General features: G+C 62.7%; 12 protein-coding genes. All 12 read left to right on the top strand.

Features of this window, described 5'->3' with window-relative positions; all coding sequences use genetic code 11:
• Positions 1 to 39: 39 nt before the first annotated feature.
• The 12 genes from ACZ5M5_RS08280 to ACZ5M5_RS08335 all read left to right on the top strand — a co-directional run bounded on the left by ACZ5M5_RS08280 (position 40) and on the right by ACZ5M5_RS08335 (position 12625).
• Positions 40 to 1248 carry a sensor histidine kinase gene (locus ACZ5M5_RS08280; RefSeq protein ID WP_464738889.1) on the top strand — a complete coding sequence of 403 codons (1209 nt, stop codon included), beginning with the start codon at positions 40 to 42 and terminating at the stop codon, positions 1246 to 1248.
• A gap of 5 nt (positions 1249 to 1253) precedes the next feature.
• On the top strand, positions 1254 to 2648 hold the full coding sequence (gene fleR, locus ACZ5M5_RS08285; RefSeq protein WP_103307871.1) for a sigma-54-dependent response regulator transcription factor FleR: 1395 nt from the start codon (positions 1254 to 1256) through the stop codon (positions 2646 to 2648).
• 223 nt (positions 2649 to 2871) lie between these two features.
• On the top strand, positions 2872 to 3198 hold the full coding sequence (gene fliE, locus ACZ5M5_RS08290; protein WP_003199082.1) for a flagellar hook-basal body complex protein FliE: 327 nt from the start codon (positions 2872 to 2874) through the stop codon (positions 3196 to 3198).
• A 15-nt stretch (positions 3199 to 3213) separates the two neighbouring features.
• Positions 3214 to 4998: a flagellar basal-body MS-ring/collar protein FliF gene (fliF, locus tag ACZ5M5_RS08295; protein WP_060738649.1), complete on the top strand. Its 1785-nt coding sequence runs from the start codon at positions 3214 to 3216 to the stop codon at positions 4996 to 4998.
• Positions 4991 to 6010 carry a flagellar motor switch protein FliG gene (gene fliG / locus ACZ5M5_RS08300; RefSeq protein WP_024778656.1) on the top strand — a complete coding sequence of 340 codons (1020 nt, stop codon included), beginning with the start codon at positions 4991 to 4993 and terminating at the stop codon, positions 6008 to 6010. The genes fliF and fliG overlap by 8 nt, the downstream gene beginning before the upstream one ends.
• A gap of 7 nt (positions 6011 to 6017) precedes the next feature.
• Positions 6018 to 6863 (top strand): flagellar assembly protein FliH, encoded by an 846-nt coding sequence (gene fliH / locus ACZ5M5_RS08305; protein ID WP_060738648.1) that lies wholly within the window; start codon positions 6018 to 6020, stop codon positions 6861 to 6863.
• A complete protein-coding gene (fliI, locus tag ACZ5M5_RS08310) occupies positions 6853 to 8211 on the top strand; it encodes a flagellar protein export ATPase FliI (protein WP_003199089.1) in 1359 nt (452 codons plus the stop codon). Before fliH ends, fliI begins: the two co-directional genes overlap by 11 nt.
• A gap of 6 nt (positions 8212 to 8217) precedes the next feature.
• The gene (fliJ, locus tag ACZ5M5_RS08315; RefSeq protein WP_053182982.1) at positions 8218 to 8667 is read left to right on the top strand and encodes a flagellar export protein FliJ; all 450 of its coding nucleotides are present in this window, start codon (positions 8218 to 8220) and stop codon (positions 8665 to 8667) included.
• Between the two features lie 102 nt (positions 8668 to 8769).
• Entirely contained in the window at positions 8770 to 9075 is a 306-nt protein-coding gene (locus ACZ5M5_RS08320) for an STAS domain-containing protein (protein WP_060738647.1), read from the top strand.
• Positions 9076 to 9080: 5 nt separating this feature from the next.
• Positions 9081 to 10787 carry an ATP-binding SpoIIE family protein phosphatase gene (locus ACZ5M5_RS08325; protein ID WP_060738646.1) on the top strand — a complete coding sequence of 569 codons (1707 nt, stop codon included), beginning with the start codon at positions 9081 to 9083 and terminating at the stop codon, positions 10785 to 10787.
• Between the two features lie 31 nt (positions 10788 to 10818).
• The gene (locus tag ACZ5M5_RS08330) at positions 10819 to 11163 is read left to right on the top strand and encodes an Hpt domain-containing protein (protein WP_053178502.1); all 345 of its coding nucleotides are present in this window, start codon (positions 10819 to 10821) and stop codon (positions 11161 to 11163) included.
• Positions 11164 to 11251: 88 nt separating this feature from the next.
• Entirely contained in the window at positions 11252 to 12625 is a 1374-nt protein-coding gene (locus ACZ5M5_RS08335) for a flagellar hook-length control protein FliK (RefSeq protein WP_464738890.1), read from the top strand.
• Positions 12626 to 12716 lie beyond the last annotated feature (91 nt).

Genomic DNA, 12716 nt, shown 5'->3' on the forward strand with positions numbered 1-12716 from the left:
GTTCCGTTTAACTGACGGTCAGCCAAGCGAGAGAGCACGATGACCCAAGCCGCCCAGATGTCTCCTGTCCCCGAACCGGGACACATGCCGTCCGCCGAACAGGCAGGCCGGCTTGGACTTGAGCAGGCGTTTTCGCTGTTCAGCCAGATGTCCAGCCAACTCACTGATTCCTACAGCCTGCTCGAAGCCCGGGTCACCGAGCTCAAGGGCGAGTTGGCCGTGGTCAGCGCCCAGCGCATGCAGGAGCTGGCGGAAAAGGAGCGCCTGGCCAATCGTCTGCAAAATCTCCTCGACCTGTTGCCCGGTGGCGTGATCGTCATCGACGCCCACGGCCGTGTGCGCGAAGCCAACCCGGCGGCCTGCGAGTTGCTCGGCCTGCCCTTGGAAAGCGAACTGTGGCGGCACGTCATCGCCCGCTGCTTTGCGCCCCGGGACGACGACGGCCATGAAGTGTCCCTCAAGGACGGCCGGCGCCTGTCCATCTCGACGCGCTCGCTGGACGCCGAGCCTGGGCAGTTGGTGCTGCTCAATGACTTGACTGAAACCCGTCACCTGCAAGACCAGTTGGCTCGCCACGAGCGCCTGTCTTCCCTGGGGCGGATGGTGGCCTCGCTGGCCCACCAGATTCGTACGCCGCTTTCCGCCGCGCTGCTCTATGCCAGTCACCTGACCGAGCAGCAATTGCCGATGGAAACCCAGCAACGCTTCGCCGGGCGCTTGAAAGAGCGCCTGCACGAACTGGAGCACCAGGTGCGCGACATGCTGGTGTTCGCTCGCGGCGAGCTGCCGTTGACCGACCGTGTCACCCCCAAGGCCTTGTTGCAATCGCTGCAGGCCGCGGCGTTGACTCATGTGCAGGAGTTGCCGATCCGCTGGCAGTGCGACAGCCATGTCGGTGAAGTGTTGTGCAACCGCGACACACTGGTGGGCGCGGTGTTGAATCTCATCGAAAACGCGATCCAGGCCAGCGGCGGCGACGTTCGGCTGAAAGTGCACTTGTACACACGCGACAACACCTTGCGCCTGTCTGTCAGTGACAACGGCAGCGGTATCGAGCCGGCCGTGCTGGCGCGCCTGGGCGAGCCATTCTTCACCACCAAGACCACCGGCACGGGCCTGGGCCTGACCGTGGTCAAGGCCGTGGCCCGCGCTCATCAGGGAGAATTGCAATTGCGCTCGCGGTTGGGCCGTGGCACTTGTGCGACGGTGTGCTTGCCGCTGTTTTCCAATGCGCCAGGGGTGGAGTGAAAGCAATGGCGATCAAGGTGTTGCTGGTTGAGGATGACCGGGCCCTGCGCGAAGCGCTGGCCGACACGCTGGTGCTGGCCGGGCACGACTACGCCGCCGTCGGTTCGGCGGAAGAGGCGCTGCAGGCGGTGGGCCGCGAAGCGTTCAGCCTGGTGGTCAGTGACGTCAACATGCCGGGCATGGACGGTCATCAATTGCTTGGCCTGTTACGGGCCCGTCAGCCGCAACTGCCGGTCTTGCTGATGACCGCTCACGGCGCCGTCGAGCGAGCGGTGGACGCCATGCGTCAGGGCGCTGCGGATTACCTGGTCAAGCCGTTCGAGCCAAAAGCACTGCTGGACCTGGTCGCGCGCCATGCCTTGGGCAGTCTCGCGGTCGAGGGCGAAGGCCCGGTGGCCATCGAACCGGCCAGCGCGCAACTGCTGGAATTGGCCGCACGGGTCGCTCGCAGTGATTCAACCGTGTTGATTTCCGGCGAGTCCGGTACGGGCAAGGAAGTGCTGGCCCGCTACATCCATCAACAATCCCGGCGTGCCGGGGAGCCGTTCATTGCCATCAATTGCGCGGCGATTCCCGACAACATGCTCGAGGCGACACTGTTCGGCCACGAAAAGGGTTCGTTCACCGGCGCCATCGCGGCCCAGGCCGGCAAGTTCGAGCAGGCCGACGGTGGCACGATCCTGCTCGATGAAATTTCCGAAATGCCGTTGGGCCTGCAAGCCAAGCTGCTGCGGGTATTGCAGGAGCGGGAAGTGGAGCGGGTGGGGGCGCGCAAGCCCATCAGCCTGGACATTCGCGTGGTGGCGACCACCAACCGCGACCTGGCCGGCGAAGTGGCGGCGGGGCGTTTCCGTGAAGACCTCTATTACCGTCTGTCGGTGTTCCCGCTCGCCTGGCGTCCGTTGCGCGAGCGCACCGCCGATATCCTGCCGCTGGCCGAGCGCCTGCTGAACAAGCACGTCAATAAAATGAAGCACGCGGCGGCCCGGCTTTCAGCCGAGGCCCGGGCCTGCCTGGTCGCCTACCCGTGGCCGGGCAATGTCCGAGAGCTGGATAACGCCATTCAGCGGGCCTTGATCCTGCAACAGGGCGGTTTGATCCAGCCGGAGGATTTCTGCCTGGCCGGTCCGGTGGCCTGCGCGCCATTGCCCGCATTGGCGCCGGCACCGACCGCAACCCCCGTGCCGCCGATGGACGTCGAGGGCGATTCGGTCGGCGCCTTGGGCGATGACCTGCGGCGTCGCGAGTTCCAGATGATCATCGACACCCTGCGCGCCGAACGCGGTCGTCGCAAGGAGGCCGCCGAACGCCTGGGGATCAGCCCGCGCACCCTGCGCTACAAGTTGGCGCAAATGCGTGATGCCGGTATGGATGTCGAGGCTTATCTGTTCGCCAGTTGAACAAGCACCAATACCCCCTGTGGGAGCGAGCTTGCTCGCGATAGCGGTGGGTCAGTCAAGTCGAGGTCGGATGTGATGGGTTATCGCGAGCAAGCTCGCTCCCACAATGGGATTGCGCGCGCATTTGTTTTCTATCGCCATGGAGCTGGCACCCTTGTTGCTAATACCTGAATACCCGCTGAGTAAGTGTCAAAAAAATGCGGGCCGCCAGAGAGAGTAGACCATGAGCCAAGGTATTGAATTTAATCGGTTGATGTTGGACATGCGGGCCATGCAAATGGACGCCATGGCCCAGCCTAAATCGGTCGCGGTCCCCCAGGTGGGTGGCAGCAGCTTTTCCGACATGCTCGGTCAGGCCGTCAATAAAGTGAACGATACCCAGCAGGCGTCGAACCAGTTGGCCAGTGCTTTCGAGATTGGCAAAAGTGGCGTCGACCTGACGGACGTAATGATCTCCTCGCAGAAAGCCAGTGTCTCGTTTCAGGCGCTGACCCAGGTTCGCAACAAACTGGTTCAAGCCTACCAAGACATCATGCAGATGCCGGTTTAAGGAAATTATTGAGTCATGGCAGAAGCAGCCGTTGATAACGTTCCAGCCAAGGCCACTCCGGTAGACGGCAAACCGCCGTTGTTCGGCCTGTCCTTCCTGGAAAATCTCTCCGAGATGACCATGCTGCGTCAGGTGGGCCTGTTGGTCGGCCTGGCTGCCAGCGTGGCGATTGGTTTTGCCGTGGTGCTGTGGTCCCAGCAACCGGACTACCGTCCGCTGTATGGCAGCCTGGCGGGCATGGACGCCAAGCAAGTCATGGAGACCCTGGCTTCCGCCGACATTCCTTACACCGTCGAACCCAATTCCGGCGCCTTGCTGGTCAAGGCCGATGACGTCGCTCGTGCGCGCCTCAAGCTCGCCGCGGCCGGCGTGACGCCGACCGATGGCAACATCGGTTTCGAGATCCTCGACAAGGACCAGGGCCTGGGCACCAGCCAATTCATGGAAGCGACCCGTTATCGTCGCGGCCTGGAAGGTGAGCTGGCGCGGACCATTTCCAGCCTGAACAATGTCAAGGGTGCCCGCGTGCACCTGGCGATTCCGAAAAGCTCGGTGTTCGTGCGCGATGAGCGCAAGCCCAGTGCTTCGGTATTGGTCGAGCTGTATTCGGGCCGTTCCCTGGAGCCAGGCCAGGTCGTGGCCATCGTCAATCTGGTGGCGACCAGCGTACCCGAACTGAGCAAGTCGCAGATCACCGTGGTCGACCAGAAGGGCAACCTGCTGTCCGACCAGGCGGAAAACTCCGAACTGACCATGGCCGGCAAGCAATTCGATTACAGCCGTCGCATGGAAGGCATGCTGACCCAGCGGGTGCACAACATCCTGCAACCGATCCTGGGTAACGATCGCTATAAAGCCGAAGTGTCGGCCGATGTCGACTTCAGCGCCGTCGAGTCCACTTCCGAGCAGTTCAACCCGGACCAGCCGGCGTTGCGCAGCGAGCAGTCGGTAAATGAACAACGTACCGCCAGCAATGGCCCGCAAGGCGTCCCGGGTGCCCTGAGCAACCAGCCGCCGTCGCCGGCCAGTGCGCCGCAAACCACCGGTGGCGCCACGGCGGCCGCCGGCATGGTGCAGCCAGGCCAGCCGCTGATCGATGCCAACGGCCAGCAGATCATGGACCCGGCCACCGGCCAGCCGATGCTGGCGCCGTACCCGGCCGACAAGCGTCAGCAGTCGACCAAGAACTTCGAGCTCGATCGTTCCATCAGCCACACCAAGCAACAGCAGGGCCGTTTGAATCGCCTGTCGGTCGCGGTGGTGGTGGACGATCAGGTCAAGGTCAACCCGGCCAACGGCGAAACCAGCCGTGCGCCATGGAGCGCCGATGAATTGGCGCGCTTTACCCGCCTGGTGCAGGACGCCGTCGGTTTCGACGCCAGCCGCGGCGACAGCGTCAGCGTGATCAACGTGCCGTTCTCCCTGGAGCGCGGTGAAGTGGTCGCCGATATTCCATTTTATTCGCAACCCTGGTTCTGGGATGTGGTCAAGCAAGTACTGGGTGTGCTGTTCATCCTGATACTGGTGTTCGGCGTGCTGCGTCCGGTGCTCAACAACATCACCAATGGCGGCAGGAACAAGCAGTTGGCCGGCTTGGGTGATGTGGAGCTGGGCGGCATGGGCGGCCTGGATGGCGAATTGGCCAATGATCGCGTCAGCCTCGGCGGGCCGCAGAGCATTCTGCTGCCAAGCCCGAGCGAAGGCTATGACGCTCAGTTGAACGCTATCAAGAGTCTGGTGGCAGAAGACCCGGGTCGTGTGGCCCAGGTCGTGAAAGAGTGGATTAACGCAGATGAGTGATAATCGAGCCGCTGTTGCCAAATTGTCCCGGGTCGACAAAGCCGCAATCCTGCTGCTGTCCCTGGGTTCGACCGACGCCGCCCAAGTGCTGCGCCACATGGGACCCAAGGAGGTCCAGCGTGTGGGCGTGGCCATGGCGCAGATGGGTAACGTGCACCGTGAGCAGGTCGAGCAGGTGATGAGCGAGTTCGTCGATATCGTCGGCGATCAGACCAGCCTGGGCGTGGGTTCCGACGACTATGTGCGCAAGATGCTCACCCAGGCACTGGGCGAGGACAAGGCCAACGGTCTCATCGACCGGATCCTGCTGGGTGGCAATACCAGCGGCCTGGACAGCCTCAAGTGGATGGAGCCGCGGGCGGTTGCCGACGTGATCCGTTACGAGCATCCGCAGATCCAGGCGATCGTGGTGGCTTACCTCGACCCGGACCAGGCCGGCGAAGTGCTGGGCAACTTCGACCACAAGGTGCGCCTGGACATCATCCTGCGTGTTTCTTCGCTCAATACCGTGCAGCCGGCGGCCCTGAAGGAATTGAACCAGATTCTCGAGAAGCAGTTCTCGGGCAACTCCAATGCCTCGCGCACCACCCTGGGTGGCATCAAGCGTGCGGCGGACATCATGAACTTCCTCGACAGCTCGATCGAAGGTCAGTTGATGGACTCGATCCGCGAATTCGACGAAGACCTGTCCGGTCAGATCGAAGACCTCATGTTCGTGTTCAACAACCTGGCCGATGTCGACGACCGGGGCATCCAGGCCCTGTTGCGCGAAGTGTCGTCCGACGTGCTGGTACTGGCCCTCAAGGGCTCGGACGAAGGCGTCAAGGAAAAAATCTTCAAGAACATGTCCAAACGGGCGGCCGAACTGTTGCGCGACGACCTCGAGGCCAAAGGCCCGGTGCGCGTCAGCGATGTGGAAACCGCACAGAAGGAAATCCTCACCATCGCCCGCCGCATGGCCGAAGCCGGGGAGATCGTTCTCGGTGGCAAGGGCGGCGAAGAGATGATCTAAGGTCGTTATGTCTGCCAAGAGTGATGAAGCGCCCAGCGACCTGATCCGCGCCCGGGACGTCGGTGGTTTCGACGTCTGGTCGCTGCCCAGCTTCGACCCCCATGTGCCCGAGCCTGAGCCGGAACCGGTGGAAGAGCTGCCGGAGATGGAGGAGGTGCCGCTGGAAGAAGTCCAGCCACTGACCCTCGAAGAAGTCGAGAGCATTCGCCAGGAAGCCTATAACGAAGGCTTTGCCGTGGGTGAAAAGGAAGGCTTCCACAGCACCACGCTCAAGGTTCGCCAGGAAGCCGATGTGGCGCTGACGGCCAAGCTCCGTGCGTTGGAATCGCTGATGCTCAACCTGTTCGACCCCATCGCCGAGCAGGACACCCAGATCGAGAAATCCCTGGTGGGCCTGGTGCAACACATCGCCAAGCAAGTGATCCAGCGCGAACTGGCCATCGATTCGAGCCAGATCGAACACGTCATGCGTGAGGCGCTCAAGTTGTTGCCGTTGGGCGTGGGTAACGTGCGGCTGTACATCAATCCCCAGGACTTCGAACTGGTCAAGGCCCTGCGCGAGCGCCATGAAGAAACCTGGCGCATCGTCGAGGACGCGGCGCTGCTGCCGGGTGGTTGCCGGGTGGAAACCGAACACAGCCGCATCGACGCCACCGTTGAAACCCGCATCAGCCAGATCATGGCCAAATTGTTCGACCAACTGCACGAACAGGCCCTGCATCCGGCCGCCGCCGACCTGAGCCTGGAGTTGCCGGACGATCCGCAGATCAGTGCCGATGCCGCGCCGGCCGATGTGGAGCTGGAGGTGCCTGAATTGGACGCTTCTGTACCGGACAACCGCGATGCGCCTTGAGCGAACCAGCTTCGGCAAGCGCCTGGGCAGCTACGCCGAGGCCAGTGAACTGGCCGGCCAACCGATCCTGGAAGGTCGCCTGCTGCGCATGGTCGGCCTGACCCTTGAAGCCGAGGGCCTGCGTGCCGCCATGGGTAGCCGCTGCATGGTGATCAACGACGACAGCTACCACCCGGTACAGGTCGAAGCCGAAGTCATGGGCTTCTCCGGCAGCAAGGTCTTCTTGATGCCGGTGGGCAGCGTCGCCGGTATCGCACCGGGCGCGCGCGTCGTGCCCCTGGCCGACAATGGTCGCTTGCCCATGGGCATGAGCATGCTCGGGCGTGTGCTGGACGGGGCCGGGCGCGCGCTGGACGGCAAGGGCGGCATGAAGGCCGAGGATTGGGTGCCGATGGACGGCCCGACGATCAACCCCCTCAAGCGTGACCCCATCAGCGTGCCGCTGGACGTGGGTATCCGTTGCATCAACGGTTTATTGACGGTCGGTCGCGGCCAACGCCTGGGCCTGTTTGCCGGTACCGGGGTGGGTAAGAGTGTGCTGTTGGGCATGATGACCCGCTTCACCGAAGCCGACATCATCGTGGTGGGGCTGATCGGTGAGCGGGGCCGTGAGGTCAAGGAATTCATCGAGCACATCCTCGGCGAGGAAGGGCTCAAGCGTTCGGTGGTAGTGGCTTCGCCAGCGGACGATGCGCCGTTGATGCGGCTGCGGGCTGCCATGTATTGCACGCGCATCGCCGAGTATTTCCGCGACAAGGGCAAGAACGTCCTGTTGCTGATGGATTCGCTGACCCGCTTCGCCCAGGCCCAGCGGGAAATCGCCCTGGCCATTGGCGAACCGCCGGCGACCAAGGGCTATCCGCCTTCGGTCTTCGCCAAGCTGCCGAAACTGGTGGAGCGCGCCGGCAATGCGGAAAAGGGTGGCGGCTCGATCACCGCGTTCTATACCGTGCTGTCCGAAGGTGACGACCAGCAAGACCCCATCGCCGACTCGGCCCGGGGTGTGCTGGACGGTCACATCGTGCTGTCCAGGCGCCTGGCCGAAGAAGGTCACTACCCGGCCATCGACATCGAGGCTTCCATCAGCCGGGTCATGCCGTCGGTGATCAGTGCCGAACACATGAAACGGGCCCAGCAGTTCAAGCAGTACTGGTCGCGCTATCAGCAAAGCCGTGACCTGATCAGCGTCGGTGCCTATGTGCCCGGCGGTGACCGCGAGACCGACACCGCCATCAGTCTTTACCCGGCCATGGCCGTCTACCTGCGCCAAAGCTTGAACGACAACATCGGCATGGGCGCCAGCGAGGCGCACTTGCAGACTATTTTCGCCCCGGTCTCAGGCACGTAACCGGCCATGGCCACGAGTCGTGCGGCGCGCCTGGCACCGGTGGTGGACATGGCGGAAAAGGCCGAGAAGACCGCCGTCCAGCGGCTGGCGTATTTCCAGGGGCAAGTGGCCGTTGCCGAGAGCAAGCTGGCAGACCTGGAGAACTTTCGACTCGAATACCAGGAGCAGTGGATTGCCCGGGGCAGCCACGGGGTGTCCGGGCAATGGTTGCTGGGTTACCAGGGGTTCCTGGCGCAGCTGGGTACCGCCATCGACCAGCAGCGCCAGAGCCTGGTCTGGCACCAGAACAACCTGGAGAAGGCTCGCCAGAGCTGGCAAGAGGCGTTTGCCCGGGTCGAAGGGTTGCGCAAACTGGTGCAGCGCTATATCGATGAGGCGCGACAGTTGGAAGACAAGCGCGAACAGAAACTGCTCGATGAGCTGTCCCAGCGCCTGCCACGCCAGAATCCTTATTGATGCGAAACCAGGATTTTGTCGTATGAACTAGGCAAAACCTTGCTCAGACCTTTACCAGATGCTACACCTTGTACACGTATGTCCATGACAAGGAAGCCGATCATGTCAGTCGTTACCGAAGTATCCCCCGATAGGCAGAAATTGACGATTTCGATCAAGGGTCGATTCGATTTCGGTCGGCATCAAGAGTTTCGTGAGGCGTATGAGCGGCTCGATCCATTGCCAGGATCCGTCGTGGTGGATTTGAAAGACGCGACTTATCTCGACAGTTCCGCCTTGGGCATGCTCCTGCTGTTGCGCGATCATGCTGGCGGCGATGAGTCGGATATCCGGGTCGTCAACAGCAGCTCCGACGTCAAGAAAATCCTCGCGATCTCCAATTTCGACAAGCTGTTCGACATCAGTTGATCGCCATGCAATCGTCGTCGGAGTCACTGACGGTCCTGATTGCCGAAGACAGTGCCGCTGATCGACTGCTGTTGTCGACCATTGTCCGCCGCCAGGGTCACCACGTGCTTACCGCGGCCAATGGCGCCGAAGCGGTCGACGTCTACCTGGAGCAGCGTCCGCACCTGGTGCTGATGGACGCGATGATGCCCGTGATGGACGGCTTCGAAGCTGCGCAGAGAATCAAGCAACTGGCTGGGGACCAATTGGTCCCGATCATTTTCCTCACCTCCCTGACTGAGAGCGAAGGCCTGGCCCGTTGCCTGGAAGCGGGCGGCGACGACTTCCTGGCCAAGCCCTATAACCAGGTGATCCTGGCAGCCAAGATCAAGGCCATGGACCGCTTGCGCCGGTTGCAGGCCACGGTGGTGGAGCAGCGCGACCAGATCGCCCGGCACCATGACTACCTGCTCAACGAACAACGGGTCGCCAAGGCCGTGTTCGACAAGATCGCCCACTCCGGCTGCCTGAGCGCGCCGAACATCCGCTACCTGCAATCACCTTACGCCTTGTTCAATGGCGACTTGCTGCTGGCCGCGTTCAACCCGGCTGGCGACATGCACGTCTTGCTGGGGGATTTCACCGGGCACGGTTTGCCGGCGGCGGTCGGGGCGATGCCGCTGGCGGAAGTGTTCTACGGGATGACGGCCAAGGGCTACGGCCTGGCGCAGATCCTGCGGGAGATGAATGCCAAGCTCAAGCGCATCCTGCCGGTGGATATGTTCTGTTGTGCAACGCTGTTGTGCCTCAGTTTCCAGCGTTGCACGGTGGAAATCTGGAACGGTGGCATGCCCGATGGTTACCTGCATGACAGCCTCAGCGGCGAGCGTACGCCGTTGCCGGCGCGGCACTTGCCGTTGGGCGTGCTCACGCCGCACTTGTTCGATGACCGCACCGAAGTGCATTCGATGTCGCTGGGAGACCGGGTGTTCCTGTTGTCCGATGGCGTAATAGAGACCAGTGACCGCGATGACCAGCCGTTTGGCGTGGAGCGGTTGCAGCAGGTGTTTTCGGCCAACCGTGAACCTGACTGTCTTTTTGAGGACATCCAGCAGGCCCTGCGGGATTTTCGCGGTGAGGCCCGTGACGACTTCAGCATGGTCGAGGTGCGGCTGGTCGCACCGACACAACTCAATCCGCCGCCACCGGTCTATTCCGATAGTGGACAGTCCAGCCCACTGGACTGGTCGGTGAGCTTCGAGTTCCGGGCGCAGACCCTCAAGCGCTTCAACCCGATGCCCTACCTGTTGCAGTTGCTGCTTGAGGTCCATGGGCTCAGGGCGCAGAGTGGCGCCCTTTATAGCGTCATGTCTGAGCTCTATTCCAATGCGCTGGATCACGGGGTGCTGGGGCTCGACTCGAGCCTCAAGCGTGATGCGGCGGGTTTTGCTCGCTACTACAGCGAGCGCAATACGCGCCTGGATGAACTGAGTGACGGTTACGTGCGGGTGCACTTGCACGTTTCGCCAAACGGCGAGGGTGGTCGCCTGGCCATCGAGGTTGAAGACAGCGGCGAGGGTTTCGATGTCGCCCGGGTGCTGGCACGGCCCGTGGACAGTGATCGGTTGTCGGGGCGTGGCGTGAGCCTGGTGCGCCAGTTGAGCCATCAGGCCTGCTGGTCAGACGATGGTCGTAGTGCGCGCGTGGAGTTTTTCTGGGAGGCTCTGGCATAATTGGCGCTATTCTTGATCAGGGAGCGAACAAGTGAACGAGATTCATCTGGACCGCGACGTGCTCAGCACGTTGAAGGAAGTCATGGAGGAGGGGTATCTGGAGTTGCTGGATACGTTTCTCAACGACTCCGAGGCTCGCCTGCGTGTGCTGCATGAAGCGCGGGACGCTGAAAAATTGAGCGCCACCGCCCACAGCTTCAAGGGCAGCAGCAGCAACATGGGCGCCATCCGCCTTGCTGAGCTGTGCGGCGAACTGGAACAGCGTGCCAAGCAGCCGTCACTGGGCGGTATCGAAAATCTGGTCAACGAAATCGACAGCGAGTTCGCCCATGTCCGCAAGCTTTGCCGGGAGGAGCGTGAAGGCTTCCACTGCTGAGATTTGACGGCCACGCAAACGTTGGCCCGTGCCTTGCATTGTCTAGTCTCGACTGTACCTATGATTCCAGTGCAGCGGAGACCTTTTTATGCCCGTTACCCCCAATTCACTGCTTCAGGCCTCTGTCCAGGCCAAGCCCAAGGTCGCCGTCAATTCGCCGGCAGCGGCCCCGGACCTCGGGGATAGAGCCTCCAGCTTCGCTCAAGTCTTCGCCAAGCAGGCGCCTGCCAAAGCGGCGGCGGCCCCGGAGCCCGTGGTGAAATCGGCGCGCGACAAGGCCGCCGATAACACCGTCAAAAAAGACACCGGCAACGAAAGCCCTGCCGCCCCGGAACCGACGGTTGCCGATAGCGGCAAACCCTTGCCCGCGGACAAACCAGCCAGCACCGACGACAAGGCCGCCAGCGATACCAGCGCCGACTCGGCTGAAACGCCCGTGGCGGATGCGGCGCCGGTCGATCCGAGCCTTGATCCTGGTGTGCTGCCGGACATGACGGTGCCGGTCGCGACAGCTCCGGCGGAACCTGCCCCCGTGGCGGTCACGGCTGAGGCCCCGGTCGCCACGGCAGTCGCGGCGCCCGTTGTCCCTTTGGCCGCCGCGGCCCAGCCAGCAGCCCCGGTCGTCGATCCAGCCTTCGACCCGGAAGCCGACCCTCTCGACGCATTGCCCGCCTTGCGCTTGGCGATGGAGCAGGGCGGTCATGTTTCCGCCACCAGCCAGGCGCAGCCCAAGAGCGCTGCCCCGGTGTCGCTCGACGGTGAGCCAACGTCAGCGCAGACCTTTGCCGCCGGTATGGCCAGCATGCTCAGCGTGCAAGCCGATCAGAACAGTACCGAATCCGGTAGCCAGGGGGGCGACAAGGCTTTCGGCGGCTTGATCAGCGAAGGCCTCAAGGACCTGGGCGCCGCGTCCAGCGACACCCGCGTGGATGATTTCGCCAACCGCCTGGCCGCACTGACCCAGGCCGCTACACCCAAAACCGCCAACGCAGTGCCAGTCAACCAACCTATCGCGATGAATCAGAGCGGTTGGACCGAAGAGGTGGTCAACCGGGTGATGTACCTGTCCAGTGTCAATCTCAAGGCGGCCGACATCCAATTGCAGCCTGCGGAGCTCGGACGCCTGGATATCCGGGTGAACATGGTTCCGGACCAGCAGACCCAGGTCACGTTCATGAGCGCCCACTCCGGCGTTCGTGAAGCCCTCGAAGGCCAGTTGCATCGCCTGCGGGACAGTTTTAGCCAGCAGGGCATGGGCCAGGTCGACGTCAGCGTGTCGGATCAATCCCGGGGTTCGCAGAACCAGGAGCAGCAAACCCAGCAGCAGGCCCGGGCCGGACGTACGACGACATCTGGCGGGCGGGTGGATTCAGCGGAGGAGGCAGGCCCGGCCGGCATCGCTGAAGTGGCCGCCAGCACGACCAGCGTCATTGGCACCAGCGCGGTGGACTACTACGCCTGATCCAACGATGCACACCCCTGTGGGAGCGAGCTTGCTCGCGATAGCCGATTGTCAGTCATCCTTGCAGGGGCTGGTTCATCGCTATCGCGAG

Source organism: Pseudomonas sp. Van50, assembly GCF_055390755.1.